Raw genomic sequence first — 26,237 nt, forward strand, 5'->3', positions numbered from 1 at the left:
GGTAAACCATGAAAGTTCTTATTGTCGACAACTACGACTCGTTTACGTATAACCTGTTTCAATATGTCGGCGAGATTCTGGGTGCGAGCGAAAAACCATTCAAAGTCGACGTGGTGCGTAACGACGAGAGATCCTACTCTGACCTGAAAAGCGACAGCTACGACCGCATCATCATTTCGCCGGGGCCGGGCAACCCGGCAGACGAAAAATATTTCGGCGTGTGCTCGCAGATACTTCTGAATCCGGGAAAAAAACAGCGCATACTGGGTGTGTGCCTTGGCATGCAGGGCATCGCGCATGTCTATGGCGGTCAGGTGGTTAAGGCCGTTCAGCCGATGCATGGCAAGACGTCGCCCATCAGCCACGATGCGCTCGGCGTTTTCAAAGATTTGCCGCAGGGCATCGAGGTGATGCGCTACCACAGCCTCATCGCCGAAGAGAAGTCATTACCCGCTGTGCTGACGATTACCGCGCGCACCACAACCGATGGCGAGATCATGGGCTTGAGACACAAGACATTGCCAATCGAGGGCATTCAGTTTCACCCCGAATCGTTCGCAACCGAAGGCGGCCACAAGATGCTGCAGAACTTCTTGTCTTAAGGTGATTCGGTAACGGCAGCGTCGGCGTCGGCTTTTATCATGTCTCTGAGTTCGGCCGCGCGCTCAAAGTTGAGCTGCTTCGCCGCATCGAACATCGCCTTCTCAATCGCCTTTTTCCAGGCATCGGCCGATTTGAATTTCTTTCGGGAGAATTCGTGCAGGTTTTCTTCGACGCGTTTCCAGTGGTCGGCATCGAGAGCTTTTTCACGTTCGACAAAATCTTTGATTTCTTTCTTTATGGTCTGAGGATTTATACCGTGCTGCTTGTTGTAGTCTGACTGAATCTGGCGCCGACGTTCCGTTTCTGCAATGGCGCTCTTCATCGAGTCGGTCATATTGTCTGCATAGAGAATGACCGTGCCGTTGACGTTGCGCGCAGCCCTGCCCATCGTCTGAATCAGCGAGCGGTGAGAACGCAGAAAGCCTTCTTTATCGGCGTCTAAGATCGCTACGAGCGACACTTCTGGCAGATCGAGTCCTTCGCGCAGCAGGTTAATACCCACCAGCACGTCGAATACGCCCTTTCGCAGGTCGCGCAGAATCTCAAGGCGCTCGAGTGAGTCGATGTCAGAATGCAGGTAGCGTACTTTAATCGAGGCTTTCACGAGGTAGTCGGTAAGCTCTTCAGACATTTTCTTGGTCAGGGTCGTCACCAGCACCCGTTCATTCACGCGGGTACGTTTTTCGATTTCCAGAATCAGGTGGTCGATCTGCCCTTCGCTGCCGTGAATCTGTATCACGGGGTCGAGCAGGCCGGTCGGGCGAATAATCTGTTCGACATGCACGTCGCTGCGCTTCAGTTCATAATCTGCCGGCGTCGCAGAGACATAGAGCACATTCTGAGCCAGCATCTCAAATTCTTCGAATTTCAGCGGGCGGTTGTCGAGCGCACAAGGAAGGCGAAAGCCAAAATCGACGAGGGTTTGTTTGCGCGTGCGGTCGCCCGCATACATGGCACCGATCTGCGGTACCGTGACATGACTTTCGTCGATCATTACCAGCATATCGGGGGGAAAGTAATCGATCAGACATTCGGGACGTGACCCGGGCGCGCGCCCCACCAGAATGCGCGAATAGTTCTCGATGCCGCTGCAGTAGCCCATTTCGCGCAGCATCTCAATGTCGTATGTGGTACGCTGTCGCAGGCGCTCTGCTTCCAATGGCTTATTGAGCCGCTTGAAGTTCTCAAGCTGTTCGTCGAGCTCGCGTTTCATTTCTTCGACCGCTGATTCGAGCGTTGCAGGCGACGTGATGAAATGTTTGGCCGGGTAGACGGCGATACGGCGCAGGCTTTCTTGCTTTTTGCCCGTCGTTACGTCGAACTTATTGATGGCCTCAATTTCACTGCCAAAGAATTCGATTCGGTAAGGGTCATTTGCATATGCCGGAAAAACATCAATCACGTCGCCACGCACGCGAAAGCGCCCCTGCATTAACTCAGTATCGTTGCGAGTGTATTGCATGCGCATGAGTCGCGACATAATTTCATCGCGACTCGTCTTCACGGCCGTGTCGATCATGAGCACAGAATCTTTATACGTTTCAGGCGACCCGAGGCCGTAGATGCAACTGACCGATGCAACGATAATGACATCTTTGCGTTCGATGAGCGAGGCAGTGGCCCTCAGGCGCAGCCGGTCAATCTCGTCGTTTATCGATGATTCTTTTTCAATATAGGTGTCGGTGACCGGTACATAGGCTTCTGGCTGATAATAGTCATAATAGCTGATAAAGTACTCTACCGCATTCTCAGGAAAAAACTCGCTGAATTCGCGGTAGAGCTGCGCGGCGAGTGACTTGTTGTGTGTAATGACGAGCGTCGGCCGCTGCAGTTTTTCGACGACCGCGGCCATCGTCATTGTTTTGCCCGAGCCAGTAACGCCGATCAGCGTTGCTTTTGCGTCATGCGGAGCGAGCGCTTCGGCGAGTTCGGCGATTGCCGTGGGCTGATCACCGGCCGGTGAATAGGGAGCGTGCAGCTTGAATTTCATTTGCCGGTTTGGTTTGGTTCGAGATCCTCATCGCGCTTGGTATCGAATGGCGGCAAGATGTACGTGCTGATTTTTTGGCTGACTTCTACGGGCAAGAAGCCATACTTTTCTTGAAAGAGTTTTTCCATGCGCTCAGCTGAAGAATGGCGCGCAACCTGCAACCTAAGTTCTTCGGTCTCAATATACGCAGCCTTGCGTTCTTTTTTCAGTCTTTCAATCTCGTACGTGACAATGGCCATACGAATATTGCGGTAGAGAAACGCAAAGACGATACCGCCGATCAGAATAATGATCACTGCAAGCGCGATCAGGTTCTTCAGGTCTTCGTATTTTTCACGCGGCTTAAACATGCGTCATTTCATCGCCCCTGCAGTAATTGGGTATGCGGCGGCGAGGCTTAATGTGGTCGCTGTGAATACCTGAGATTGATCGAACAGGGAATTCGTGTGAAGTTGAAGCACCGCGACGACCGGGCCAAGGCGCTTTTCGGCCTGCAGGGCCAGCGCGCCAGTCAGGTTAGTGTAAGCGGAATCGAATGTGTATCCTTTCAGATTGACCTGCGCGATGCCCACGGTCGGCGTCGCAAAAAAGGAAACGCCGGTCAGCGGCCAGTGGTAGAATATAAATTTTGGCCCAAGCTGCAAATCGGCGATTTGAATGTACCGCGTTGAATTCTGAAAGCGACTCAAGGCGAATGTGGCGGTGATGGCCTGTATGCGCCAGAGCGGCTCGCGAAACAGTAACCAGTCTGTCCCGAAGGCCCCGCGATAACCCTGACCGAAAATAGTCGCTACCTGGCCACTGTTGAAAAAGGCGTAGCCTGCAGACGCATGCAGAGTAAATTCTCTTTGCAGGAAGGGTTGGGTTGCCTCTGGCGGCTTGGGCTGTATCGCTGAAAGTACCGGCTCACCCTTCAGACTTGATTTCAGAATTTTGATCGGTGTGGGCACGTAGCTGAGGCGCACGGTGTATTCGGTTTCTGATTCTGCGACAATTTCGGCGCCGAGCACGTTCTGCCCGTTTTTCTGATAGAAGTCATAGTGTGCACCTTCGGCGGCGATCACGGCACCAGTAAGGGCAAACATCGCGAGCAAAAGATGCTTCATTTCAATGCCGAATTGGCCGCGACCTTTTCACGCTTCGAGATATTTGATTTCAGCAGCTCGAGGTTGCCGAGAACTGAATAGAGAAACACTTTCTCATCGGTTTCTTTGAATACCACGCCAAAAAAGATATTGCCGTCTGCCATCGTGAGCTTGTCAATTTTCTGTTCTTGATTTCTGAGCAAGGCTGCGCGTTTAACTGCATCTAGCCCCGCAGCTTGCTGTGCAGCACGTTCACTGCGCAGGTTAAGCGGCGCAGGCTTTGGCGCTGGCTGGGTCACGATTTCAGGTTGCGCCGCCGGTTTTGCTGGTTCAGGCACGGCTACTGGTGCTGGTGCCTGTTCGGGCAAAATTAACTTCTGTGTTGCAGTCAATTCGTCAGCCTCTGCCGCTTCAATCTTTTTGGCCTCGGTCTGCAACTGCGTTGCGGATTTTTCAAGTTTTGCGAATACGTTGATAAATTCTTTATCTTTGACGATTGTTTCAGAATTCTTTTTCGATTCTTGTTTCAGGCTTTCGTCGTTGCCCAGAAAAGTGCCGAGAAGGTACATACGCCGGTTTGCGTTGAGGGCATAGGGGCTCTGCGCCGTCGTCTGTATAAGATTTCGGTAGATTTTCACCGCTTCTTGCGTATTGCCGGTTTCTTCGAGCGCGCGTGCCTTTAGAAAGAGCAATCTTTCACTCTGGCGGCTTTTGTCGACCAGTGCAAAGTTTTCAAGCGCTTTCATATAAGCGGCTGCCTCATAGTAGAGTTCACCCCGTCGCGCGGGGTCTTGTACCGCTTCAATCTCTTTAATCTTGCGGCTAAGCTCAGCAAGAAAAACAACCAATTTCGCCGCAATGGGGGCATTGCGCGACATCGGGTTCGCCGCAACTTTCTGAAAGTCTGCCAGCGCTTCGTCATTGTGGCCAATCATTGAATGGCAGAAACCGCGGTGCAGCATTGCAAAATCGCGCTGTTCGGGTGAAACACTGAATTCGCTCAGATATACGTCGTAACCGCGAATCGCTTTGCCGTATTCCCGAAATGACTCGAATTGAAAGGCCAGGTCGAGTACGCGTTCATCTTCGGGTGTTTTGCCCAGCTTCAAGCGCGGCAAACCCACGACGAAATTGAATATATTGAGTATCGGCAATGCGGCCCGATCTACGAGACTAGCCTGCATGCTTTCGCTGCGCGTCTGGCGAATTGCAATCAGCGCACTTTCGGCCTCTTGTTTGTACGCCGTAACATTTTCACGGTTGGTGCTGAAGGCACGCTGGTTGATGAGCGCCAGGCGTGACAAGAGTGAAGCATTGCGTAAGTCGTCATCTTTTTCGTTCGACGCCTGCAGGTTGTCGCGCAGCTCAAACATTCTGAGCCGGGTGACTGTTGTCAGCAGGGTAGTCGCGAAGATGATACCCAGCCCTGCAATTGCCGCCGCAGCGCCGAGGCCAGATTGTCTTGCGCGCAGAATCAGCTGCAAATCAGACCTCTATCACAATCAGCGTCAGGTCGTCTTCGGCGGGAGCCGTAGCACAGAAAGCCGCCAGGTCTTGAATCAGGGCGTCTCGCGCAGCCGCTGCCCCTGATTCGGTTTGGCGTCGAATTATATCTGCCACGCGCTGCGTACCATATAGCTCACCCGCGGGGTTGCGCGCTTCGGTAATGCCATCGGTGAAAATGAAAAGCTTTGAGCCTCTTTCGGTCGCGAGCGTGACCGACTCGAATGCAAATGGTGGTTCTGCCAGCATACCAATATAAAAGCCATTCGATTTCAGTCGGCGCGGCTCTTCACCGCCCTTCATCAAGAGCACCGGTTCAGGATGGGTCGCATTGCAATACTCGATGCGATCACCGTACACCCTTGCGTAAAATGCCGTCAGGTATTGCCCGGTCATTTCAAGCGACGCGGCAAGGCTTTCATTTACCTGGTGCATTACCTTTGCTGGGTCGGCGTGCAAATGAACAAAGTTGGCGAACGCTGATTTGGCCATCATCGTCAGCAGCGCTGCAGGTACGCCATGCCCTGAGGCATCGCACACGAGGTAACCAGCACTGCCATCGGCAAAACGATAGACGTCATAGAAATCACCTGAGACGGCAAACAGCGGCCTGAATTCGATAGCCGTTGTGTGCGGGCTGTCAGCATGGGGAAATATACTCTTCTGAATATGCTGTGCGATCATCAGCTCGTGCTGCATCTGCTCGTCTCTGATGCGAATTTCATCGAAATTCTTGCGGATCGTTTCTTTCTGATCGCGAATGTCAGTCGACATTTTATTGAAAGTGCCAATGAGAGTGCCGATCTCGTCGGTGCGCGTGCCATAACCTTCGATCTGGTAATATTCACCCTTGCCTGTAGTTTTTGACGCAGCCTCAAGATCTTTTATGGGGCGTACGATGAGACGGTAAAGCAGTACGCCGAGGGCAACCTGAATCAGCAAAAGGATCAGAACGATTGAAATCCCCACGCGCATCAGACGACCGAGTTCACTGCGCATAGACTCAAGCGTAAAGACCGCGCGCACGAGCAGATCTTGACCCCGGTCGCTGACAAAAGGTATATAGACTGTGAGCCTGTAGTTCAGAACATCGGGAAAACTGTAGAATGGTTCGTTGTTAAATTCTCTCAGCCGCAGAGTTTTGATAACATTCTGCATCTCGGCCGCTGAGAGCTCTGCGCGTTCTGCGGCTTTCGGCCACGAAAGGTAAATCTGGTTGGTCGAAGACACAACGTCGTATTCTGTTAACGTCGCGCCCGAGCGGTCTTTGCCGGTTTGCAAAATCTCTGTCATCAGGCCAGAAGCAGCTGGTGTGCGGTAGAATTCGGCCCGTTGTTTGAGCGGCGTCGATTTTACCATCGTCTGCAGATCTTGCCCGAAATTCAAAATCGTTCTGTGCATCTTGAGCGAGGCATTTTCGGCAAGCAACCGCATCTGGTTCGAGCCGGTCGCCAGCCAGAACAGAACAATATTCACCATCGTGAAAGCGAAGAAGATGAGGCTCAGGCGCGCAGTCAGGGGCAGATTGCGTAACATAACGGGACGACGAAGAGTGCATCTTTGATGCCCCTGCGGCGTAAACCACATACTGTTTTTTACAAGTTGACATGAGGTGAATGCTACCGATATAAACGGCCATGAAGGGTTTTACTGTTACCGGCGATACGCCTGAAAAATTTATGCGCAAAATCGAACGCGCACTGCATAAAGGCGAACTCGGTAAATTTGCCAAAATGACCCTGGCGCTGCCCGAAGCCCGCATCGCCTTCGAAAAAATGGGTGTCACCGAATTCACGTACACCATCAGCCATGAGGGCGAAACCTTCACCGCAAAAAAGACCAATGAAAAAGTGGCTTTTACGCATGGTTTCTTTCGCAGCGAGGTGGAGCGAGAACTCGAACGCATCATTCACCGTTTCGGCGGTGAAATACTAAAGTAATCAGACCATAGTCTGATTACTTTAAAATTTGCTGTGCTTCAGCAATCCGTGCTGTAGGTTGGCCGACTATGAGTATACAAGAAGACATACAGAAATACATCGATCAGGCAAGCAGCCAGATCAATGTAGGCAAAGAGAAACTTGAGGGATTAGTCGCATCACTGGTATCTGACGAGCGCAAAGCGCAGCTCGACGGTATCGTGGCGTCTCTGAAAGAAAAGGGTCTGAAAGACACCGTTTCTTCGTGGATTGGCACCGGTGAAAACCAGCCGATCAACCCTGAGAAGATCAAAGAAGCGCTCGGCGTTCAGCGTATCGAAGAGCTGGCAGCTCAGGCGAAAATGAAGGCATCTGAGATTCCTCAGGCGCTCTCTAACCTGCTGCCGCAGATCATCGACAAGCTGACACCAGACGGCAAAGAACCAGAAAACGGCATCGCTGCTGCAGCGGTGAAGTTTCTGAAAGACATTCAGTCTCGCACTGCGGGCTGAGTTCACCAAGGGGCGGGGTGGCATTTGCCGCCCGCTCTGCTTTTGATTTTTTTGAACATGAGTAAGTTAATTCTGTCATTTGCAATTTTATTTATCTCATCTGCGGTTTTTGCCAAAGCTGTTGGCAGCGACTGCACGTACAAAGGCAAGAGACTCTATGGCCGCATTAAGATTGTTGAATCTTTCCCTGATGTGAAAGTGAAAATCGTTTCTTCGTTTGCCGATCTGAAGGTGAAGCAGGTGCAGTCATTTCCCGATCGCTGCGGCCTGTGGCAGGTTGTTGATTCGTTTCCCGACCTCAAGGTGCAGTTCGTCGATTCGTTTCCGAATATTACCATCAAATATGTTGAATCATTTCCGGGGCTTTAAGTGTTAAACTCTTGCCCAGCCGAGGTGTTACATTGAAGAAGAAAATCCTCATTGTTGTTGTGGCGACCCTTCTGCTTCTTATTGGGTCGCAGATTCATTTCGATATTCCCGTTGCGGATATAGAACGCACATGGGCCTTGCCCGAGTCTAAGTTTCTCGATCTCAATGGCATGCGCGTGCACTACACTGATGAAGGCAAGGGCGAGAATGTTGTGCTGATCCACGGCACCGCAGCGAGCCTGCACACCTGGCGCGAATGGGTAAAAACGCTGAAGAAAGATTTTCGCGTCGTGACGCTCGACCTGCCGGCTTTTGGGCTTACGGGGCCTTCGCCCGATAACGACTATACAATACCGAACTATGTGAAATTTCTCGAGCAGTTTTTTGCTGCGATGAAGATGCGCCAGCTGAACCTCGTTGGCAATTCGCTCGGCGGCCAGATCGCGTGGCGCTACGCGGTGGCGCACCCCGACAACGTCAATAAACTGGTACTTATCGACAGCGCAGGTCTGCCGCGCATCGGTTCGATACCTCTGCCGATTCGTTTGGCTCGCATGCCGGTCATCGGCAGCCTCGCGAAATATCTCAGCCCGCGTTTTCTCGTGAAGAAGAGCCTCAAGCAGGTATATTACGATGATGCGAAAGTGACCGACGCGCTCGTTGATCGTTACCACTCGCTCGCGCTGCGCGCCGGCAACCGCAATGCATTCGTCGAGCGTTCGCGGCAGATGACACCCGACGACGGCTCGGGCCTCGACAAGATCAGCGTACCGACGCTGATTATGTGGGGTCAGCACGACACCTGGATTCCCGTCGAGCAGGCGGCGAACTTTCGCAAGAAACTATTTCTCGGGCAGGTTGTAATTTATGACAATGCAGGCCATGTGCCGCATGAAGAGATTCCCGAGCAGAGCGTCGCTGATGCGCTGAAGTTTTTGAAGTAGCGTCGTGATGGCTTTGCCATCAAGTCTCTATAGCAAATGCAATGCCGCGGTCACGGGCGAACTTGCCCTTCAGGAAGGTTCTTTCTTTAAATGAGACTTCGCCCGAGCTGCCAAATGTAACGATACTGGTGACGCGTGTGCCATAACCGGGCAGCCGAATGAATGCCGGCGAAAGCGCCTTTTCGAGTTTGAAGTCGAGACCCGTCTGCTGAACCTCGCCGTCTGCTGCCTTTGTCTCGTCGGCCATGAGGGCGAACATCTGCGCGGCATCGGGTTGGGTTGGCAGCGCACTAAATCCGGCTTTCGTGCGGGTCACCTTAAACCACGGCGTATCGAGAGTTGCGTTCGAAAGGCCATAGAGGCCCGGCTGAAGCTTTAAGGCCAATTTGCCGTTGCGGTTAGTGAAATAATAGAGCTCACGGCTACTGCCTAAAATCAGGTTATAGCCGTTGTAATCATCGGCGGATTTTTCGAGTTCAGAGGCATAATCATGGGGTGAGAGATCCCCCTGAAGAAAATGGCTCACGAGCAGCCCGCGGGACTTGAGCCCCTGGCGCATTTCACCCGGTTCACGGTAATTTGTAATCGCCGCGAAGCGCCCACTGCGGCTGACGCCGAGCCAGGTGCCATATTCTTGCCGCGGTTTGCCTGTGATGCGCAGCCAGGCGCTGAACAAAATACCGCCATAGCCTAGATCACGGCCAGCCAGAATTTTGCCCCCTGGCCACCAATGCAGCGGCAGGGCCTTGCGGCGGTAGAATTCGTCGCGGTTTGCAGCGACAACGAGCGGTGTTTCTGAGCCAGGCTGAAAAGAGAAGACGATCAGGCACACGAGGTGCTACCGCGCCAGCATCGCCGCCGCAACTTTGCAAAGCTCGGCCAGCCGCTTATGCGCATGCTCTTCGGTTGTCGCCGAATATGCCGCCTGCTCACGCACGCCGACATACGCCTTCACCTTGGGCTCAGTGCCCGACGGCCGAATCGCAATCCAGTCGCCATTCGCGTTGGTGAAGTAGAGCAGGTTCTGTCGCGGAATCTCGCCCATGGCAATTTCTTGACCATTGCGGATTTCGATCTGCCTCTTAAAGTCGCGCAGTGAGGTAACTGGGTGGCCGAGAAATTCTTTCGGGGGGCTTTGCCTTAATGCTTCAATCAGCGAGTTCATCGCTTCGATGCCCGCGGCGCCGGGAAATTCTTTTTCAACCGCATCTTCGGCTGCATAACCGCATTCGGTGTACATTGCCGACAGCCAGTGGTAAAAGCCTTTGTCCGCTGCGATGTGCGCGGCGAGCAGGTTGCTGACAATGCCGTCTTTGTCGCGCGAGTCGCCGATCGTAACGCCGAATGCCTCTTCAAACGCGAGCACCATGCGCGCGCCGGGGGCGGCCTGCAAAACCTGATCGGCCTTGTTGCCCATGTTCTTAAAACCCGTCAGAGTCTCATAGAAGGTAATGCCGAACTTTTGGCATATCGTGCGCGTGAGAGGAGTGCTCACGAGACTACACAATGCAAACAGATTGGGCTTAATTTTTCCTTGTTCACGCAGTTTTGCCAGCAGGTAGTAGAGCAGCACCGTGCCGATCTGGTTGCCGGTGAGTGAGATGAATTTATTATCTCTGCGGTATGCGACGCCGATGCGATCACCGTCGCCGTCGGTCGCGAGAATCAGATCTGCACCATCTGCTTCTGCTTTTTCGAGAGCCATGTTGAGGCTGTCTTTGTTTTCCGGGTTCGGCGCCTTCACCGTGGGAAAAAGCGGATGTGGTTCGTATTGCTGCGGCACCGGCAGAAAGTTTTTGAATCCTGATTTATAGAAAACCGCATTCATTAGCGCGCCGGCAGCGCCGTGCAGTGGGGTGAAGACGATCTTCTGCGATCGGTCTTTTGCGAAATCGACTTCAGAAATCACCCACTCGACATATTCGCGCATAATCTGCTCATCAAGCACCTTGAGCGAGCCAGGGCTTTCGGTCGGGGCAGGCATCTCATAGCCAAGCGTATTCATTACCGCCATGACGTCGGTGTCGAAGGGTGAGAGAATCTGCGCGCCGTTCGCGGCGTAGACTTTGTAGCCGTTGTAAGCCGCTGCATTGTGGCTCGAGGTGATCATGACGCCGCAGGCGGCATTCAGTCTTCTGACCGCGAAGGGAACGAGTGGTGTAGGTATAATACGGTCGAAGGCGAGCACGTCGATGCCCGCGGCGAGGTAAACGCGCTGCGCGATGCGTGCAAATTTGTCCGAATGCCGGCGCCCGTCGTAGCCGATAACGACCCTTCGGCTCGCCCCCTCTCGGGGGCTGCTCAGGGCAGGCCCTTGAAGAACCTGGGCTACCGCATGGCTGACGCGTGCGATGGTGTAGGCATTGATGCGGGCCGTGCCGGTATCCATGATGGCGCGCATGCCCGCAGTACCGAAGCTCAGATCGTAGCCGAATTGGTCGACAATTGCCTTTTCGCGCTCCGCTTCGGGCAGCGAAAGCAGTGCCTTGACGCTGGTGATTGTGTCATTGTCGAAAGGTGGCTTGCCCCAGCTTTCAGCGATTTTGAGGGCCTCTTCGTAGCTGCGCATCTTGATTTTTTTCGTTTACGTGTGTAGCACGTAAACGAATTAAATCTATGCGTAAACCCCTCATTGCCGGCAACTGGAAAATGAACCTGACTCTGGCCGAAGCCGAAGCGCTTGCCAAAGCGGTCAAAACATCGGCGGCTTCATACAGCGACCGCGACGTGCTCGTCTACCCGACGTTTTTACAGTTCACGACGGCAAAGCAGGCTCTCGCCGGCTCGAACGTATCGGTCGGCGTACAGAATTGTTCCGCAGAAAAAGACGGAGCTTTCACGGGCGAGATATCTGCTTCGCAGGCGCGCGATGCCGGCGCAGCGTACGTATTGATTGGCCACTCAGAAAGGCGGCATGTTCTGAAAGAAACCGACGTCTTCTTGAAGCAGAAGATCGACCGGGTGCTTGAGCAAGGCCTTGTTGCAATGCTGTGCGTCGGTGAAACGCTGGCTGAACGCGAATCGGGCAAGGCCGAGAAGGTTGTACTCGACCAGCTGAATGCTGCGCTCTCACACCTGACGCCAGACCAATGGCAGAAAATTGCCATCGCGTACGAGCCGGTCTGGGCAATTGGCACCGGCAAAAACGCAACGCCCGAAGATGCGCAGAGCATGCACGAGACGATACGCAAGCGCATCGCCGAACTGAATAAAGACATCGCCCCGAAAGTTCGCATTCTCTACGGCGGCTCGGTGAAGCCGGATAATATTGGCGCGCTCATGGCCAAGCCCGACATCGATGGCGCGTTGGTGGGTGGGGCGAGCTTGAAATCAGAGAGTTTTGCCGATTTGATTAAAAACGCAATTTAGGTAAGCCCACGGCGCTTACCTAAATTGCGTCATTCATGACGCAATGCCTGAATCGGGTTCAGCAGCGCCGCCTTACGCGCAGGGTAAATGCCAAACACCAGACCCACGAAGACCGAAAAGACTACCGATAACAATACAGAAAATCCACTGATAGAAGTCGACCAGCCGGCGAGGGTAGACATGCCGACTGAAATCGCGACGCCTAACATGAGGCCCAGAATTCCTCCCGATACGCTCACCGCGAGCGTCTCGACCAAAAACTGAAACAGAATATCTTTACTGCGCGCGCCGACGGCTTTTCTGAGGCCGATCTCTCGGGTGCGTTCGGTGACCGAGACGAGCATAATGTTCATGATGCCGATGCCACCGACGAGCAGCGACACTGCCGCAATCGCAGCGAGCAGAGCCGACATCGTCTCTGAGGTCGCCGAAACAGCCGAGCGAATGTCTGCCAGGTTCATAATCTGGTAGCCGTCTTCTTGCAACGACACGGGAACACGGTGCCGCGTCGACATACCGCGCTGTACCGCGCTGCCGAGATCGTCGAGGTTGACTACACCGTCGCTTTCGATGTCGAGCGAATCGACGAACTGCTTGCCTAACAGCCGGTACATCGCGGTCTGCAGCGGTATCACAATGACGTCGTCCTGATCGCGGTAGCCGGTGCCGCCTTTTTCAGGCATGACCCCAATAATCTGAAAATTCACTTTGTTGATCTTGATAAACTGCCCCACGGGATTTTCAGAGCCAAAAAGCTCACGCACGACAGTCAGGCCCGCGAGCGCAACGCGCGCGCGCTGCTGCGCCTCTTTTGCCGTGAACATGCGGCCGATAAAAGGGGTTGCACTGCGAATCGTGGCATAGTCGGTTGTTACCCCCTGTATCTGCGTGTTCCAGTTGCGGTTGGCATACGATACCTGCCCCCGGCCGGTGACGTTGCCCGCAACTGCCCGCACTCCCGGTATTCGCTCGCGCACCCAGGCGATGTCTTCAAAAGCGATGCGGGCGGGGCTGCCAGTCTCTTGAGCAACGCCGCCGACGCGCGCGACGTTGGGCCTCAGCACAATGACGTTCGCGCCGAGACTCTTGAGCTGCGATTCGATGGATTCTTGCGCGCCCCGACCCAGCGCGAGCATGGCGATCACCGACGCGACGCCGATGGTAATGCCGAGCATCGAGAGTGCGCTGCGCAGCTTGTTTGCGAGCACGGCGCGGTATCCCTCTTTGAAGAGTTCAAGCGCGTACCGGCCGCGTGAGGGTGATGCCTGTTCATCGCCCCTGTTAGCCCCCGAATTAATTCGGGGGCTAACAGGGACTGCACCTCGCCGCGCCTGCCGCTTATCCGAAATAATTTCTCCATCTTGCATACGTATAATGCGGTGTGTGCGCTCGGCCACCTCTTCGTCGTGCGTGACCACGATCACGCCGAGCCCCTGCTGGTGCATCTGCGTTAAAAGCTCGAGAATGTCGTGCTGCGAAGCGGTGTCGAGATTGCCGGTCGGCTCGTCGGCCAGAAGAATACGCGGAGCGTTCACGAGCGAACGGGCAATGGCGACACGCTGTTGCTGCCCGCCCGACATTTCTGAAGGTCTATGCTGCGCGCGGTCTGCGAGCCCCACGTCTTGCATGAGCCGTTCGGGGCTGTGCGCAAGACCCGTGCGGCCCGAATACAGCAGCGGCATGCCGACGTTGTCGATTGCCTTGAGGCGAGGCAGCAGGTGAAATTGCTGAAAGATAAACCCGAGCGTTTGCCGGCGCAAGATTGCAAGTTCGTCTTCGGCGAGGTGGGCGACTTCTTTGCCGAAGAGTCTATAGCTGCCGCTCGTGGGCACATCGAGCAGCCCCAGAATCTGCAATAGTGTTGATTTGCCCGAACCCGAGCGCCCCATGATTGCGACGAACTCGTCGGGCGCAATTTCGAGCGAAACATTGCTGAGAGCGTGCACGGTGCCGCCACCGTGCGAATAGCTCTTGCACAAATTGTGGATTTCGATCATTACTGCTTAGTGCGCGCGGCTCTTGCCCGAACCACCGCCGCCCGATCTGCCGCCGCGCGCCGGCATAAAAGGATTCGACCCCTTGCCCGCGCCAGGCATCTGAATTTTTGCGATCAGCACTTTCGATTGTTCGTCGAGCCCTGATATGATTTCGGTATTGCTGCCGTCTGATTCGCCGATCTCGACAGCTGTTTCGGCAGCTTTGCCCTGCTTGTCGCGCACCAGAACAAAAGGTGATTCTTTCTTGAATTGTATCGCAGCGACAGGTACCGTGAGCACGTCTTCGCGCTGCTTGAGCACGAAGGTCACATTGGCCGTCATGCCGCTGCGCATGTAGTCGGGTTGTTTCGTGGGCAATATCTCGACATCGTACGCTGTGACGTTATTTACCGTTTTCGCTTCGAACGCAATGTTGCTGACCTTTGCTGCGATCGTCTCTTGCGGGTAGGCGTCGAGTACAACTTCTACTGCGATTCCCGGCTTCACGCGCGCAATATCAGTTTCATCGACCTTCGCGACAACCTGAAGCCTGTCAGAAATCACGAGCAGCACATCGGCAGAGGCGACAGTCTGGCCCGGTTCGACGCTGCGCAAGATGATCGTGCCCGACACCGGCGCCACAATGGGCGTGGCCTTATAATATTCCTGAAAACGTTTGTATTCTTCATTGCTCACGGCGCGCGCAGAATCGAGCAGCGCCGCGCGTTCGGTTGAGCTCATCCACGCGATGATCTGCCCGCGCCGCACCTTCTGCCCCTCTCTCACACCCACGCTGTCAATGCGGCCGGGTACGGGTGGTTTCATTTCGATGCGGCCCTCGGGTGTCACCGTGCCCGTGCTCGTGACAGTGAGCCGCAGGTCAGTGCGCTGCACCTGAACTTCTGTGTATTGTACTTCGCTCTTCTTTGTGCGGCCGAAAATGAAATATAACGTCGCGGCAATAGCGAACGCAGCAATACCGGCGACTACAAACTTCTTCATTCTCTTACGCGTTCTGCGTGCGCGACGCAGTGTAAATGTTTCGTCATGGAACCTCTCCGGTTTGCTGTTCCCACGCGGCCTGAGCAATCTCAGTGTCGTACCGTGTCTGCAGAACGTCTTTCTGCCGGTTAATAAGCTCGTTTTCAATGATGTCCCACTGGTCAAATGACAAGAGGCCGTTGTTATATTTCACCCGGGCGATCTGTGCGCGCACGGTGCTGGCTTCGAGCAGCGCCTGGCTCACCTTTGCGTTTTCAATTGCGGCTCGATAGGTCTGCAGCGCCTGTTGCAGGCGCGAGACACGCAGCGTCTCGACGCTCTCGCGGTTACGCCTGGCGGCTTCGAGCGCGCTGTTATTCGCCTTCATAGCATAGTAGTCTTTGCCACCGCTGAAGATCGGGTAAGATACGCCGACGGTGACCGACCAGCGGTCGCCTTGCGGAAAAAAAGTTGCCCCCTGCCTGAACATCGAACCCGAAGCATTCAGCGTCGGGAAAAAAGGCGAAATCGACTGGTCGGCAGTCGCTTCGGCGCTCAGCTCTTGAGCGACTGCCTGCCGATACTCAGGAGTTTTTTTTGCGAGCTCGCCGAGCTGAACCTCTTGCGGCGGCTCTTTCACTTCAGGGCTGCCACTGATTTCGAGTTCAGTGTCTTGTGCAAGGTTGAGCACGCGTTTGAGTTCGGTTGCCGACTGCGCGCGCTGCCGCAGCGATTGGTTGACGTCTCTATCCGCCTGAGCACGATACGAGGTTGCGAGCAGAACCGAACCCTTGTTCTCGCTGCCGCTGTTGAACCTCAGCTCAATCATGCGCAGGTTGTCGCGGCGCCGCCTTTGTGTTTCAAGCGCCAGCGTGTGCTGCCTGCTCGCGAGATTCTGCAATGCCCAGGCAGCCTTCAGCTCGTAGAGCGTGCGCGCAGCGGTCAGCGCGAATGTCGCCTCAGAGAGTTCTGCGTTGGCGCGTGCGCGTTTGATGCTGTAATAGTCGGCGAGCCCCGAGAAAATATTCTGGCTTACTCCCAGCGACGCCGAATAGAGTTCATAAGTCGAACTTTGCCCGGCCAGCTGTGCTGTCGTCGCCGAGTTGCCCTGCGTGTAGTTCATGCCCGCAGTCACCTGCGGGAAAAAATTGGCATACGCGGCGCGGTAATTGAGCCTCGCCGTCTCAATATTCTGCTTTGCCGCCACGAAGTCGCGGTTCTGCACCACAAGCCGCTGCACGCTTTCAGAAAATTCGAGTCTGACGCTATCAGCGCTCAAGCCCGCCACAAACAGAAGAAAAACAAGGGGGGATCTCATACGTACTGTTGAATGACCTCTCGGGGCACGCTCTGGTTCCTCTTTCTTGATTATCGGCCCATGAACACGAAAGAATGACGGCCAGAAATTAACCGCGACTCACTGGGTTGGCACGTTTGAGTTTCCATTGACACGCGTGGCATTCTTTCGCGGTAGGCATTTATGCGTATTCTCGGTATCTTTCGCGCGACGGCATTCACGCTGGCAATATTTTTCATCGCCGGGTGCAGCAACAATAACCTGCTCGATCAACTCCAGAATCCGGGTCAGATTTCTGGCGGCTTTGGGCCGCGCAATCTGCGTATCTTCGTCACCAATACGGTCAATAACGGAATCCTCGGAGGCGCCGCCGGTGCGGATACCATTTGTCTGGCAGATACGGCAAACCCGATGGGTGCAGGCAACGGTAGCTGGAAAGCTTTGATTGCGGGTGGCGGTCGTCTGGCATGCTCTACGCCGTACTGCACCGGAGGGTCGGCCGAGAACATCGATTGGGCCTTGAAGCCGAATACGAATTATGTTCGACCCAACGGCCTTGTGATAGGCAATACAAATCCCGCAGGCATTTTCGTGTTTCCTCTGTCTGGTATTATCTCAGACCTCGCGACGACATTTGTATGGACTGGCCTTGCCGGTGATTGGATGACCGGCAGCACGTGCTCAGGGTGGACAGTTACCGCTAGCAGTGGCGACAGGGGCCAGGTGGATAAGAATGATGCGCAAGCGATCAATTTTGCTCCCGATACTTGCGGTACTTCGCAGCGGCTTTACTGTGTAGAACAATAAATCACAAAAAAGGGAGAAAGAAAATGGACAAAGCACGAAGAAGCCTTTGGTTGATCGGTGCGTTACTGATAGTGACTGCCGGCCTCGAAGCGCAAAAGCTCAAGGTGACGAAAAACAAGAAAGGCGGTTACTCGATCAAACATTCTGGTAAGATCACGCCAACAATGAGCGAAGAAAACCTGTACCTGCAGGGCGAGTCAGGTGGCACGCTGTCGATCTCGGTTTCGCCGATGTATTCACCGATCACAGCCTGCGAACAATTAACAGGCATCGAAGCCCTCTATGAGGGTAAGCGCACAAACGCGTACCCTGAAGAAGCGCGTCGACCGCCCGCCCGTGTACAGAAGGCTGTAGGTCTGAAAGACGGCTGCCGTGCGCGGTATGAAATCACCGACGATAGCGGTGCACGCATCGAAGAAATGGCAGTGTTTGTTGACCCGAAAAAAAAGAAGATCTTTCAGCTATCTGTCGGTTACGATGCCGGCCTTAACCAGCAGTCTATCGATGAACTCATGCAGATCATGAGTACATTTACAGTAAAGTAAGCGAACATTGTTAACGACAAAATATCAGTTGGAATTCTATCGGCATGGAAGCATATGGTATTTTGTCTTTCGAAAAAATATCAGGAGAAACCATGAAAAAACTCATACTCATTTGCATGTTGCTCGTGCCAGCTGTAGGCACGACCATTTACGCCAACAAGTGCGTCAACTGCGCTTCGGGCTCAAGCTGCCAGCAGTGCAGACTAGGCGGCAAAGACACGTTTGATGCACGCAAGCGCTGCGAAAAAATGGGCTGCAAGATTACAGGCACAGGTAGCTGCTCGACAGCTGCGAATGTTAAAGTCTGCGGCTGAAAATTTGTGATCACATGTCATCGTCGCAGGCCGGGGTTTCCCGCGCCTGCGGCGGTGAATCTAACCAGCTAAAAAAATCGCTTTCAACTGCCGCAGCGGTTATACCACGACTGCCAGTCGTAGGCGGCTGAATCGGGGGCCTGAGCCCTGCGCAGCAAATCTGCACAAAGCTGTTTACGGCTACGCGCGCTTTCGCTGCGTTTGAGTGCGTCGCGCACGATTTCGGGCGCCGCGGTCGCCGCTGTCAGCACGACGCTGCCCGTAGCCACATTGCCGGTGGGTATGCCATGCGAAACGCCATGGTTGCGCGAGCCCGCCTGGTTATTCTGGTAATAGGCGTCGTCTTGCAGGTTGTACGTGCCAATCGTACACGAAAAAGTGAGAAGCGCCAGCAGATATATTGCGGGGTATCGCACGAGCGATTTGACACGTGTACCGGCGCTTTGTAAAGTTGTTTTTAGGCACAGGTAAACGCAGTATTACTTGACGCACCTCGCGGCCTACGGTGTTCGCTATTGTACCCCGATGCGCGCCGCTCATTCTATTCAGATATTTGGGTTTCTCTTTTTGCTCGCGCTGCCGGCGCTCGGCGACATCTATGCAGAACGACTCAATGCCGCGCCGCTTACCGGTGGCGGCGAATTCGAGTTCTATTTTATATCCCCCGAGAAGAAAGTTGAGGCCGATGCGCACGTCAGGCGCATTGCAGAACTCGGTGCCGAACGCGACCGGCTAAGAGACGACATCAAACGCGCCGAGACAGAGCTCGCGGCGCTCGATGCGCGTGCCCCGAAAAAGAAGCAGACCCGGCTTGAGTGGTCGCCTGTTGAGGGTGCCGCCGCGTACAGTGTCAAGGTTTTCGACGCATCCAAAAAGCTTCTCGATACCCGCCAGATCGATGAAAATTATGTTCTGCTCGACCTCGACCCGGGCGAATATTTCTTTCAGGTCGCTGCGGTGACGAAATTCAAGACAGGCACTTATTCGCGCCTTTCACCTTTTCGCGCAACAAGACCCAAACCGTCTGAAGAGCACCTGGAAGCCGAAGAGAATCTGGCGCTGCTCAAAGAGAAGCTGGTGATCGCTGACAAGCTGCGTGCCGATCACCACGCAGCCCTGAAAGCCGATGCCGTATCGTCTGCCTCGGCCCAGTCTGCCGCTGCCGATCTCACCCCGCCCGCAGGTGCTGCCTTTTATGTCGCGGTCGAGAAAAAGGGCGGTGAGCAGCGTTATTCGCTTATTCATGCAATACCGGGCCGCAGCGCGTCGGTCGCCGAGGCAAGCAGGTCGGGCAACGCCGTATCTGCCGAGAGCTCATTCTGGTGGGGCGCCGATCTGGTCGCCGGCATTCAAGACACAAACCTCGATTTTTTTCGCGTTTCGCTCGGTGCGGCGGCTTTTGTTCGTTATGACAAGCCGTTCTTTCGTTATTTTTATCCGCAGCTGAAGTTGACGGCTGCCTATTCGCCGTCAAAAACCAATGTCTATGATGCGATGGTTTTCACCAATCTGTATCCTGGTGTGTATTATCCGATCACTCTCGGTAAAGGTTTCAGTGTCTTCGTCTCGCTTTCGACGGGGCCGAACGTCTTTTTTGTTTTGTCTTCAGCTGCTTCGGGTTCGGTTTTACAATGGGGAGTTATGCCTGCTACAGAGCTGCACTATGCGCTCAGCGATCGCACGTCACTCTACACAGGGGTGGGCATTAATTTCACTTTTGATCCGCAGGGCGTACTGAAATTTGTGCCGATATACTTCGGGCTGACGCGCCGTTTCTGAGGCGCATGGTTCTCTATTTCTGCACCCCTGCGCTGCGATAATTATTGCTTGTCGCGGCAGATTGCTTCACTGACGTTAAGCGCATGTCAAGAGGGCGCCTCGTATTTTTACCTGCGCTGCTCGTGTGGCTGGCCCCGACGACAATATTTTCATGGGCAAGCCCGGTACCTCAGGCGGCGCGCGAGACAACTTTTTATTCGGGCACTCTGCGCGCGCAGGCGCGCTACGATAACTGGCTGCCGCTTCTTGAAACAAATTACCGGTTTGAAAACGCGGCTCAGGGGCCGTCGCGCGTGGGCGGTGGTAATAATACCACACCCGGGGCGCAGAAGAATTATCAGCAGCAGCCCTGGCATGCGACGCTCGGTACCTATTTCAACCTGAATCCTCATCTGATGATCGGCGGTTTTTATCGCTATGCTCAGGGCGAAAGGCATCGAAACGATTGGGTTTCGGCAGGTTGGGTGAACGCCGCGGCATGGGATTGGTTTTGGCTCAACACCAACAGCCGCCCAGAACACGCCGCTATCGGTGACATCACCTGGCGGCAGAAACTCGAATTTTTGCCCGGTGAAAACTGGGTGTTTGAACTGAAGAACCGTATCCATTACACCTGGTACAGCGACTCGCGTTATGAAGAGCGCGACAACTGGGGCCGGCATTCGGCGAACGTTGCCGAAACCAAATATGTGCTAAGGCCCGGCCTGCAATATTTTTGGCTCAATGGGGATAAACCCTTCATGACATTCTTTTTGCAGTACGAAGCGCATTTTGCGCTCAACTTCGGCACGCGCTCGCTGGTTGAAAGCTGGGGCTATTTCGGCTTCTTCTACCATGTTAGCGAAGAGGTGGCGATTGGTTTGAATATCGCGCGCGCGCAGTGGTGGTGGAGCGAATCGGATTCGCTGCGCAACGTTAGGCCCGCCGCGGGCAGCACGACGCCCGAAATGTGCAGCAACGACATTGGCCAGGCGGCCGACACGGTTTGCAATACGATGAAATACGTTGCGACACAGCGCGCACTGGTTGTTGGCCTGACGGCGATGATCAGGCTCGACTTCACACCCATAGAGTGATGGTGGCAGGCACGAAGCGGTATTCTAATTTGACCCGATAGCGTTATGATATCCGTACAGGAAATTTCAAAAAACTTTTCGGTCAAAAAAGGTTTCTTTTCGCGCGAGCGCATGACCGTTAAGGCGTTGCAAAACGTTTCGCTCGAGATCAAAGAAAACGAAGTACTGGGCCTGGTCGGCGAATCAGGCAGCGGTAAGAGCACACTCGCACGCGTGCTGATGGGGCTTTACCGTCCCGATGCGGGCCATTTCATCTTTGACGGCAAAGACAGCCGCACGATGAATGTTAACGATTGGCAAGAGCTGCGCCGCAACCTCGGCATTGTGTTTCAAGACCCCGCCTCGTCGATGAACCCGTGGATGACGGTTGAGCAGATCGTCTCAGAACCGATTGTTATTCGCAAAAAACTGCTGCGAATGTCGCGCGCGGCGCGCCGAGACCGGGTCGCCGAAATTCTCGCGGCAACGGGTCTGACTGCAGAGCAGATGCCGAAAAAGATTCATGAATTCAGCGGCGGGCAGCGGCAGCGCATCGCGATTGCCCGCGCGCTTGTCTTGAAACCGCGTTATCTGATTCTTGATGAACCCATCAGCGCACTCGACGTTTCGATTCAGGCGCAGATTCTGAATCTGCTGACCGATTTGCGAAGAGAATACCGTTTTGCGGCACTCTTTATCACGCACGACCTTTCGGTGGTGCGCTGGTTTTCAGATCGTGTCGCGGTCATGTACCTGGGGCGCATCGTCGAGGCGGCTTCGGCAGAATACATATTCGAGAAGAGCCGGCACCCCTATACGCGCGCTCTGGCAAAAAGTAAACTCGATACCGATTTTCGCAGCCGCGACTTTTACGCCCTGCCGGGTGAAATACCTTCGCCTGTCAACCAGCCCCCGGGCTGCCCGTTTGCCCCGCGCTGCGAAAATATCGTCGATGACTGCAGCAGAGAGTTTCCGTCACAGCGTACAGGCGTTACCGCACTCGACACCTATGCCTGTTATAACCCGGTGGTAGCATGAAAACAATCGATTACACAAAGCACGCCCTGTTGCAGACGAAAATTACGCTGCTGAGAGATAAGAAGACGCCCTACACGCTGTTTGCGCGCACGATGAATGAAATCAGCACAATCATGTGCGCGTTGATTTCGGCCGAGCTTGCCGTGCAGAAGACGACGGTGCTGACGCCCCTGATGAAAGCTGCCGGCACGAAGCTCAAACGCCCGATAGTGCTCGTGCCGATTCTGCGCGCAGGCCTCGGGCTGCTCGAAGGCTTCAGGCAACTGATACCCGAGGCCTCGGTTGGGCATGTTGGCGTCGAACGCGATCACGTAAGCCTGAGGCCCAGATTCTATTATTACAAGACACCGGCACTGAAAGATGCCGAGGTTTGGGTGCTCGACCCGATGTTGGCAACCGGCGGCTCACTCGATTTTACGCTGGGTAAGCTCAAAGAACACAAGCCGGCAATGATTCGTGCGATCAGCGTGCTCGCCGCCCCAGAGGGTTTGCGGCATGTAGAGAAGGCGCACAGCGATGTGCAGATCTACGCCGCGGCAATTGACAACAAGCTCAACAATAAAGGGTATATTTTGCCGGGCCTCGGCGACGCCGGTGACCGGTATTTCAACAGCTGATGTACAAAGCCGTCACCCGCCAGCGTGTTTTGAACCAGCTGCTTGCTGAGCATGTCGTGTCGCAGCATGACAGGCTGAAAAGCCTGCGCTTCTTATGTGCGCACCGGGCTCTGCATCTGCGCGGCATAATTCACGAAGGTAATGAGCGCATCGTCGGGCTCAAGACCGGCGAGATCTATTTCGATTTTCAGCTGCAGAAAGAAGAGGTGACTGCGCACACGGTGAAGATGCGGCTTGCCAAAGCGCGCTTCTTTGGCACACGCAGGCCAGATATAATCAAGATCAGCACCCGCTTTTCGAGCGAGTTACAAGACACGATTCTGTACCATTTGACACGCGGCGATTCGCCATTCTTCATGGTCAACAAGAAGAAGCGCTTTTTCGGCTTTGACCTCAATTTTATTCTGATGCAAATACCGCCCGAAGTCGATGTACTCGGCAAGATCAAAATAGTCAACTGCGCATTCGAACCCAAGCGCATTGTCTGGTACCTCGATTCAAACCTGGTGTTGCAGTCGCTGGTGCATGTCTTTAAGCCCGACTATATCGAAATCGAGCAGATTGAGCTCGAAACCGACGCGCAGAAACTACTGACAGATATAAATCTTGATTAGCAGGTTGCTGAAAGAGTAACCTGCTAGTCAGAAATCCATGGGCATGTCTGCGCCCGGTATTTTTTTGTCAGAGGTGTCTGCCATAATCACCATTTGCGCGAGATTGAAGACCGACATTCCCGGTTGGTCTCTGAAATGGCTTTGTATTTTTAATCCCTTAAAGTAGAGCTCGAAGCGGTTTTGTTTGAGCGGGTTTCTGGCGCGCAAATAGGGTGGTATCACGACTTCGAATCTTTTCCAGCCGGTGAAGTCGAGCGAGCAGATGAAGATTTCTTGCTGCAGGCCATTGGGGCCGCGAAACAAAGCGAAGATCTGGTGCGCGTGCTGCGCCCCACGGGCATAGAATGAAAAGACCCGGTTGCGGTCGGGCAGAAATAGTTCGCGGCGCGGCTTAAGGTATAGAACATCTTTGCCCGGGCGTTCGACGTTCCAGCGGTATTCGGTCGATTGCGCGCCGAACGCAGTCGCCGGTTTGCCCGCGAGCTGCTCGGTTTTTTGCACAAGCTGCCAATCGGTGAGAAAGGCTTCTTTGGCATTGCCGTCTTTTTCATTCGTCGGATGTACCGCCGTTATGCGGGCGCTAACCTGGTGCAGATAATTTCTGTCGGGTTGTATGGTTTTGAGTTGAAAATCGGTCACCAGCCTAAAGACGGTGACGTCATCGGCCGTCTGACCATACCAGAACGAATGGGGTGCATCGGCGGCAAAGAGGCAAGTTGCGAGCACTATCAGAAAAAAACAGTGGGCCTTAGGCAAGCAAACCGCTCGACGCCGTCTCGCAGAATACACGAGAAGTATCAGAACATTCATGAATCCCCTCGAAAAGCTTTATTCATTCGGCGATCGCTTAAATAAGCGCCTCACCAAGAGCATGCGCATTCAGGGCGCGAGGGTTCTTTCGGTCGGCAACATCACGACGGGTGGCACCGGAAAAACGCCTGCAACAATTTATTTCAGCAAGTTATTGCGCGCTGAGTTTCCGAACCAGGCGGTGCTGAGTCGCGGTTATGGCGGCAAGCTGGCGCACCAGACGAATCTGCTCTCTGACGGCTACCGGCTGCATCTGACGAGCGACGAATCGGGCGATGAACCCTACCTGATGGCGGTCAATCTGCCGGGTGTCAAGGTGGCCGTGGGCCGCAACCGGCTCAAGAATGCGCAGCGGCTGGTTAAAGAATTCGGCACCAATTTCTTTCTGCTCGACGATGGTTTTCAGCATTACCGCATTGGCCGCGATGCCGATGTCGTGTTGATAGACGCGACGAATCCGTTCGGCAGCGGCCGGCTCTTGCCACAGGGCATCTTGCGCGAACCCGTCGCCAACCTGGCACGTGCGCATGCGATTGTGCTGACCAAAACAGATCTCGTTAGCAGTTCTGATCTCGACGATCTCAAAGAAAAGGTGCTTGGGCTTTCTGGCCTCTCGCATATTTTTACCAGCCGGCACGCGGTGAAGGGGCTCGTGCAGATACCGCACGACTATACTCCACAGGTTATGCCTAAGACCGTGGCGACTGACATATTAAAACACGAAACCGTTTGGGCACTTTCGGCGATCGCGAACAGCCGTGCTTTTGAAGAGATGCTGCGCCGTGCCGGTGCTGAAAATGTCGAGCAGATCAGTTTTCGCGATCACCATGACTTCTCTGACCGGGATATCGAAATGGTTCTGACCAGGGTGCGCCCATACGATCTGGTCGTGACGACCGAAAAAGACTATGTGCGCCTGCGCAAGCACATGCCCCGTCTTGCAGGCTTAAGGCAGTTCTATTATCTGAAAATCGAGTTTGAGATTATGGATAACGAAATTTTGCTCAAAGAGGGACTCAAGGCCCGGCTGTTGCATTCGGCCTGACCCGGAAACGGATATTCTTAATTCTTGAGGGCTGTCTTGGCAGGCTCGGTATTCAGCGAATAGTCAAACTGGTGCTTTTTGACCAACACTTTCTCACCGCGCACCGTGTCATGGTAAATGATTTCAATGAGTTGCTTTTTGGCGTTATAGCGGTATTGTGCAAAGCGTGCGCCCACAAGACCGGTTTTCATGCGGCTTTGCAGCAAACCGTTTTCGTAGACCGATTCGACTTTTGACGTGAGTTCGCCCTTGGCATTATAGATATTCTGCGTCGATGAGCCGGGTGTCATCGTCAGTTTGAAAGATTCGGTCAGTTTACCCGCAAGCAGGCGTTTGCCGGCAACGAGCGCCCCCGATTTGTCATAGGTGTATTGCCATTCGATTTTGGCATTGCCGCGAATATCGTGAACGAGGGATTTTTCGAGTCTACCCGAGCGGTATTTGTATTGAATTTCTTCTGTCAGATTGCCCGCTGCATCGTACAGCCGTTCGGTTTTCAGCACCGAGTTTTCATATTCGAAGACTGTGTGGCCGGCAGGCTCATTTTTTGCAGTCAAATAGTCGGTACGCACGAGCAGGCCGTTCTGGTAAGCAAACCGTGCCTTTTCTGTGACCCGGCCTGCGACGACTGTCTCGGTCGTGGGGCGCTCGCTGAGGCTGTTGGCCCGTTTAAAGGCCTCAAGCGGATCGTAGATTTCAGGCCCCGCAGAAAGGGCGCCAAGGGCCGAAAACAGGGCGGCAACAGCTGTGAGTCTATAGATCCTCATGAGACATATTTCGGCAGCCGCAAAAAAAAAGTGAGAAAAAAAACTTAAGGCTTGAGGTCTGCGTGACGACATTCAGAATGAGAGGGAGTCTATGCAAGGCATACAAGAAATCAACAATCGTGAAGCCGCGCAGCCCACCGTCATCTCATCGGAGGACCTCAAAGCTCTGCTGTACCTGACGATCAGGGGGCAAAACGGTCTCGCGCCGCAGGAAAAACGCGCAGCTCACGCCTCAAACGAATCTGGTCAGGTTATCGATTCGGAAAAAGGCGTGGATATCAAAGCCTGAAGTGTTTTG

The 26,237-nt window shown here is 54.1% G+C and carries 29 protein-coding genes; 16 read left to right on the forward strand and 13 right to left on the reverse strand.

Annotation, left to right across the window (positions count from 1 at the left end; all coding sequences use genetic code 11):
• Window positions 1-8 precede the first annotated feature (8 nt).
• Entirely contained in the window at window positions 9-602 is a 594-nt protein-coding gene (locus TURPA_RS10940) for an anthranilate synthase component II (protein ID WP_014803369.1), read from the forward strand.
• Here the strand turns inward: TURPA_RS10940 and uvrB are convergent.
• From uvrB to TURPA_RS10965, 5 genes are read right to left on the reverse strand one after another with little or no spacing between them, the layout of a single operon-like run.
• Window positions 599-2,593, reverse strand: a complete 1,995-nt coding sequence (gene uvrB, locus TURPA_RS10945) for an excinuclease ABC subunit UvrB (protein ID WP_014803370.1) — start codon at window positions 2,591-2,593, stop codon at window positions 599-601. The genes TURPA_RS10940 and uvrB overlap by 4 nt on opposite strands.
• Window positions 2,590-2,943: an FtsB/FtsL family cell division protein gene (locus TURPA_RS10950; protein WP_014803371.1), complete on the reverse strand. Its 354-nt coding sequence runs from the start codon at window positions 2,941-2,943 to the stop codon at window positions 2,590-2,592. The genes uvrB and TURPA_RS10950 overlap by 4 nt, the downstream gene beginning before the upstream one ends.
• Window positions 2,944-2,946: 3 nt before the next feature.
• On the reverse strand, window positions 2,947-3,699 hold the full coding sequence (locus tag TURPA_RS10955) for a hypothetical protein (protein WP_014803372.1): 753 nt from the start codon (window positions 3,697-3,699) through the stop codon (window positions 2,947-2,949).
• Window positions 3,696-5,162: a tetratricopeptide repeat protein gene (locus TURPA_RS10960; RefSeq protein WP_014803373.1), complete on the reverse strand. Its 1,467-nt coding sequence runs from the start codon at window positions 5,160-5,162 to the stop codon at window positions 3,696-3,698. Before TURPA_RS10960 ends, TURPA_RS10955 begins: the two co-directional genes overlap by 4 nt.
• A gap of 1 nt (window position 5,163) precedes the next feature.
• Window positions 5,164-6,717, reverse strand: a complete 1,554-nt coding sequence (locus TURPA_RS10965; protein WP_014803374.1) for a PP2C family protein-serine/threonine phosphatase — start codon at window positions 6,715-6,717, stop codon at window positions 5,164-5,166.
• A gap of 101 nt (window positions 6,718-6,818) precedes the next feature.
• Here TURPA_RS10965 and TURPA_RS10970 point away from each other — a divergent pair, with 101 nt between their 5' ends.
• The 4 genes from TURPA_RS10970 (at window position 6,819) to TURPA_RS10985 (ending at window position 8,925) form a co-directional block, all read left to right on the forward strand.
• Window positions 6,819-7,121 (forward strand): hypothetical protein, encoded by a 303-nt coding sequence (locus TURPA_RS10970; protein ID WP_014803375.1) that lies wholly within the window; start codon window positions 6,819-6,821, stop codon window positions 7,119-7,121.
• 68 nt (window positions 7,122-7,189) lie between these two features.
• The gene (locus TURPA_RS21815) at window positions 7,190-7,612 is read left to right on the forward strand and encodes a YidB family protein (RefSeq protein WP_014803376.1); all 423 of its coding nucleotides are present in this window, start codon (window positions 7,190-7,192) and stop codon (window positions 7,610-7,612) included.
• A gap of 57 nt (window positions 7,613-7,669) precedes the next feature.
• Window positions 7,670-7,981, forward strand: coding sequence for a 7(1) septoil knot domain-containing protein (locus TURPA_RS10980; RefSeq protein ID WP_014803377.1), 312 nt, complete (start codon window positions 7,670-7,672; stop codon window positions 7,979-7,981).
• Window positions 7,982-8,013: 32 nt separating this feature from the next.
• Window positions 8,014-8,925 carry an alpha/beta fold hydrolase gene (locus TURPA_RS10985; protein ID WP_014803378.1) on the forward strand — a complete coding sequence of 304 codons (912 nt, stop codon included), beginning with the start codon at window positions 8,014-8,016 and terminating at the stop codon, window positions 8,923-8,925.
• Window positions 8,926-8,944: 19 nt separating this feature from the next.
• On the opposite strand, the gene TURPA_RS10990 is transcribed toward TURPA_RS10985, so the two are convergent.
• Complete coding sequence (locus TURPA_RS10990; protein ID WP_014803379.1) at window positions 8,945-9,757, reverse strand: NRDE family protein; 813 nt, start codon at window positions 9,755-9,757, stop codon at window positions 8,945-8,947.
• Window positions 9,758-9,763: 6 nt separating this feature from the next.
• Window positions 9,764-11,494: a phospho-sugar mutase gene (locus tag TURPA_RS10995; protein ID WP_014803380.1), complete on the reverse strand. Its 1,731-nt coding sequence runs from the start codon at window positions 11,492-11,494 to the stop codon at window positions 9,764-9,766.
• 47 nt (window positions 11,495-11,541) lie between these two features.
• Between TURPA_RS10995 and tpiA the strand changes: the two genes are divergently transcribed.
• A complete protein-coding gene (gene tpiA, locus TURPA_RS11000) occupies window positions 11,542-12,294 on the forward strand; it encodes a triose-phosphate isomerase (RefSeq protein ID WP_014803381.1) in 753 nt (250 codons plus the stop codon).
• Window positions 12,295-12,323: 29 nt separating this feature from the next.
• Here tpiA and TURPA_RS11005 read toward each other — a convergent pair whose 3' ends face one another.
• The 3 genes from TURPA_RS11005 to TURPA_RS11015 are packed head-to-tail and all read right to left on the reverse strand — an operon-like array spanning window position 12,324 to window position 16,569.
• Entirely contained in the window at window positions 12,324-14,291 is a 1,968-nt protein-coding gene (locus TURPA_RS11005; protein WP_014803382.1) for a MacB family efflux pump subunit, read from the reverse strand.
• A gap of 6 nt (window positions 14,292-14,297) precedes the next feature.
• Window positions 14,298-15,272, reverse strand: coding sequence for an efflux RND transporter periplasmic adaptor subunit (locus tag TURPA_RS11010; protein ID WP_014803383.1), 975 nt, complete (start codon window positions 15,270-15,272; stop codon window positions 14,298-14,300).
• Between the two features lie 43 nt (window positions 15,273-15,315).
• The gene (locus TURPA_RS11015) at window positions 15,316-16,569 is read right to left on the reverse strand and encodes a TolC family protein (protein ID WP_014803384.1); all 1,254 of its coding nucleotides are present in this window, start codon (window positions 16,567-16,569) and stop codon (window positions 15,316-15,318) included.
• 162 nt (window positions 16,570-16,731) lie between these two features.
• Here TURPA_RS11015 and TURPA_RS21820 point away from each other — a divergent pair, with 162 nt between their 5' ends.
• The 3 genes from TURPA_RS21820 (at window position 16,732) to TURPA_RS11030 (ending at window position 18,214) form a co-directional block, all read left to right on the forward strand.
• Window positions 16,732-17,355 carry a DUF1554 domain-containing protein gene (locus tag TURPA_RS21820; RefSeq protein ID WP_014803385.1) on the forward strand — a complete coding sequence of 208 codons (624 nt, stop codon included), beginning with the start codon at window positions 16,732-16,734 and terminating at the stop codon, window positions 17,353-17,355.
• Between the two features lie 23 nt (window positions 17,356-17,378).
• Window positions 17,379-17,900, forward strand: coding sequence for a hypothetical protein (locus TURPA_RS11025; RefSeq protein WP_014803386.1), 522 nt, complete (start codon window positions 17,379-17,381; stop codon window positions 17,898-17,900).
• Window positions 17,901-17,992: 92 nt separating this feature from the next.
• On the forward strand, window positions 17,993-18,214 hold the full coding sequence (locus TURPA_RS11030) for a hypothetical protein (protein WP_014803387.1): 222 nt from the start codon (window positions 17,993-17,995) through the stop codon (window positions 18,212-18,214).
• 83 nt (window positions 18,215-18,297) lie between these two features.
• Here the strand turns inward: TURPA_RS11030 and TURPA_RS11035 are convergent, their stop codons facing one another.
• Window positions 18,298-18,630: a hypothetical protein gene (locus TURPA_RS11035; protein ID WP_014803388.1), complete on the reverse strand. Its 333-nt coding sequence runs from the start codon at window positions 18,628-18,630 to the stop codon at window positions 18,298-18,300.
• Window positions 18,631-18,697: 67 nt separating this feature from the next.
• Here TURPA_RS11035 and TURPA_RS11040 point away from each other — a divergent pair, with 67 nt between their 5' ends.
• The 5 genes from TURPA_RS11040 (at window position 18,698) to TURPA_RS11060 (ending at window position 23,317) form a co-directional block, all read left to right on the forward strand.
• Window positions 18,698-19,993, forward strand: a complete 1,296-nt coding sequence (locus tag TURPA_RS11040; RefSeq protein ID WP_041948465.1) for a fibronectin type III domain-containing protein — start codon at window positions 18,698-18,700, stop codon at window positions 19,991-19,993.
• A gap of 83 nt (window positions 19,994-20,076) precedes the next feature.
• Entirely contained in the window at window positions 20,077-21,069 is a 993-nt protein-coding gene (locus TURPA_RS11045) for a hypothetical protein (protein ID WP_014803390.1), read from the forward strand.
• A 45-nt stretch (window positions 21,070-21,114) separates the two neighbouring features.
• Entirely contained in the window at window positions 21,115-22,086 is a 972-nt protein-coding gene (locus TURPA_RS11050) for an oligopeptide/dipeptide ABC transporter ATP-binding protein (RefSeq protein WP_014803391.1), read from the forward strand.
• Window positions 22,083-22,703 (forward strand): uracil phosphoribosyltransferase, encoded by a 621-nt coding sequence (gene upp, locus TURPA_RS11055; RefSeq protein ID WP_014803392.1) that lies wholly within the window; start codon window positions 22,083-22,085, stop codon window positions 22,701-22,703. The genes TURPA_RS11050 and upp overlap by 4 nt, the downstream gene beginning before the upstream one ends.
• On the forward strand, window positions 22,703-23,317 hold the full coding sequence (locus TURPA_RS11060) for a hypothetical protein (protein WP_014803393.1): 615 nt from the start codon (window positions 22,703-22,705) through the stop codon (window positions 23,315-23,317). Before upp ends, TURPA_RS11060 begins: the two co-directional genes overlap by 1 nt.
• A gap of 27 nt (window positions 23,318-23,344) precedes the next feature.
• Here the strand turns inward: TURPA_RS11060 and TURPA_RS11065 are convergent, their stop codons facing one another.
• On the reverse strand, window positions 23,345-24,043 hold the full coding sequence (locus tag TURPA_RS11065) for a flagellar filament outer layer protein FlaA (protein WP_014803394.1): 699 nt from the start codon (window positions 24,041-24,043) through the stop codon (window positions 23,345-23,347).
• Window positions 24,044-24,125: 82 nt separating this feature from the next.
• Here TURPA_RS11065 and lpxK point away from each other — a divergent pair, with 82 nt between their 5' ends.
• The gene (lpxK, locus tag TURPA_RS11070) at window positions 24,126-25,172 is read left to right on the forward strand and encodes a tetraacyldisaccharide 4'-kinase (protein WP_014803395.1); all 1,047 of its coding nucleotides are present in this window, start codon (window positions 24,126-24,128) and stop codon (window positions 25,170-25,172) included.
• Window positions 25,173-25,189: 17 nt separating this feature from the next.
• Here lpxK and TURPA_RS11075 read toward each other — a convergent pair whose 3' ends face one another.
• Window positions 25,190-25,939: a hypothetical protein gene (locus TURPA_RS11075; RefSeq protein WP_014803396.1), complete on the reverse strand. Its 750-nt coding sequence runs from the start codon at window positions 25,937-25,939 to the stop codon at window positions 25,190-25,192.
• 91 nt (window positions 25,940-26,030) lie between these two features.
• Here TURPA_RS11075 and TURPA_RS11080 point away from each other — a divergent pair, with 91 nt between their 5' ends.
• Window positions 26,031-26,228: a hypothetical protein gene (locus TURPA_RS11080; protein WP_014803397.1), complete on the forward strand. Its 198-nt coding sequence runs from the start codon at window positions 26,031-26,033 to the stop codon at window positions 26,226-26,228.
• Window positions 26,229-26,237 lie beyond the last annotated feature (9 nt).

Source organism: Turneriella parva DSM 21527 (assembly GCF_000266885.1).
Classification (GTDB): Bacteria; Spirochaetota; Leptospiria; order Turneriellales; family Turneriellaceae; genus Turneriella; species Turneriella parva.

Bases quoted from the DNA above. Each gene is read 5' to 3' on its own strand.
- TURPA_RS10970 (WP_014803375.1), top strand. From the start codon at position 6,819: ATGAAGGGTTTTACTGTTACCGGCGATACGCCTGAAAAATTTATGCGC.
- TURPA_RS11045 (WP_014803390.1), top strand. From the start codon at position 20,077: ATGTCAAGAGGGCGCCTCGTATTTTTACCTGCGCTGCTCGTGTGGCTG.
- TURPA_RS11050 (WP_014803391.1), top strand. From the start codon at position 21,115: ATGATATCCGTACAGGAAATTTCAAAAAACTTTTCGGTCAAAAAAGGT.
- TURPA_RS11030 (WP_014803387.1), top strand. From the start codon at position 17,993: ATGAAAAAACTCATACTCATTTGCATGTTGCTCGTGCCAGCTGTAGGC.
- TURPA_RS11060 (WP_014803393.1), top strand. From the start codon at position 22,703: ATGTACAAAGCCGTCACCCGCCAGCGTGTTTTGAACCAGCTGCTTGCT.
- TURPA_RS11025 (WP_014803386.1), top strand. From the start codon at position 17,379: ATGGACAAAGCACGAAGAAGCCTTTGGTTGATCGGTGCGTTACTGATA.
- lpxK (WP_014803395.1), top strand. From the start codon at position 24,126: ATGAATCCCCTCGAAAAGCTTTATTCATTCGGCGATCGCTTAAATAAG.
- uvrB (WP_014803370.1), bottom strand. From the start codon at position 2,593: ATGAAATTCAAGCTGCACGCTCCCTATTCACCGGCCGGTGATCAGCCC.
- TURPA_RS10950 (WP_014803371.1), bottom strand. From the start codon at position 2,943: ATGTTTAAGCCGCGTGAAAAATACGAAGACCTGAAGAACCTGATCGCG.
- upp (WP_014803392.1), top strand. From the start codon at position 22,083: ATGAAAACAATCGATTACACAAAGCACGCCCTGTTGCAGACGAAAATT.
- TURPA_RS11080 (WP_014803397.1), top strand. From the start codon at position 26,031: ATGCAAGGCATACAAGAAATCAACAATCGTGAAGCCGCGCAGCCCACC.
- TURPA_RS11075 (WP_014803396.1), bottom strand. From the start codon at position 25,939: ATGAGGATCTATAGACTCACAGCTGTTGCCGCCCTGTTTTCGGCCCTT.
- TURPA_RS21820 (WP_014803385.1), top strand. From the start codon at position 16,732: ATGCGTATTCTCGGTATCTTTCGCGCGACGGCATTCACGCTGGCAATA.
- tpiA (WP_014803381.1), top strand. From the start codon at position 11,542: ATGCGTAAACCCCTCATTGCCGGCAACTGGAAAATGAACCTGACTCTG.
- TURPA_RS10940 (WP_014803369.1), top strand. From the start codon at position 9: ATGAAAGTTCTTATTGTCGACAACTACGACTCGTTTACGTATAACCTG.
- TURPA_RS10995 (WP_014803380.1), bottom strand. From the start codon at position 11,494: ATGCGCAGCTACGAAGAGGCCCTCAAAATCGCTGAAAGCTGGGGCAAG.
- TURPA_RS10955 (WP_014803372.1), bottom strand. From the start codon at position 3,699: ATGAAGCATCTTTTGCTCGCGATGTTTGCCCTTACTGGTGCCGTGATC.
- TURPA_RS10980 (WP_014803377.1), top strand. From the start codon at position 7,670: ATGAGTAAGTTAATTCTGTCATTTGCAATTTTATTTATCTCATCTGCG.
- TURPA_RS10965 (WP_014803374.1), bottom strand. From the start codon at position 6,717: ATGTTACGCAATCTGCCCCTGACTGCGCGCCTGAGCCTCATCTTCTTC.
- TURPA_RS11015 (WP_014803384.1), bottom strand. From the start codon at position 16,569: ATGAGATCCCCCCTTGTTTTTCTTCTGTTTGTGGCGGGCTTGAGCGCT.
- TURPA_RS11010 (WP_014803383.1), bottom strand. From the start codon at position 15,272: ATGAAGAAGTTTGTAGTCGCCGGTATTGCTGCGTTCGCTATTGCCGCG.
- TURPA_RS11005 (WP_014803382.1), bottom strand. From the start codon at position 14,291: ATGATCGAAATCCACAATTTGTGCAAGAGCTATTCGCACGGTGGCGGC.
- TURPA_RS21815 (WP_014803376.1), top strand. From the start codon at position 7,190: ATGAGTATACAAGAAGACATACAGAAATACATCGATCAGGCAAGCAGC.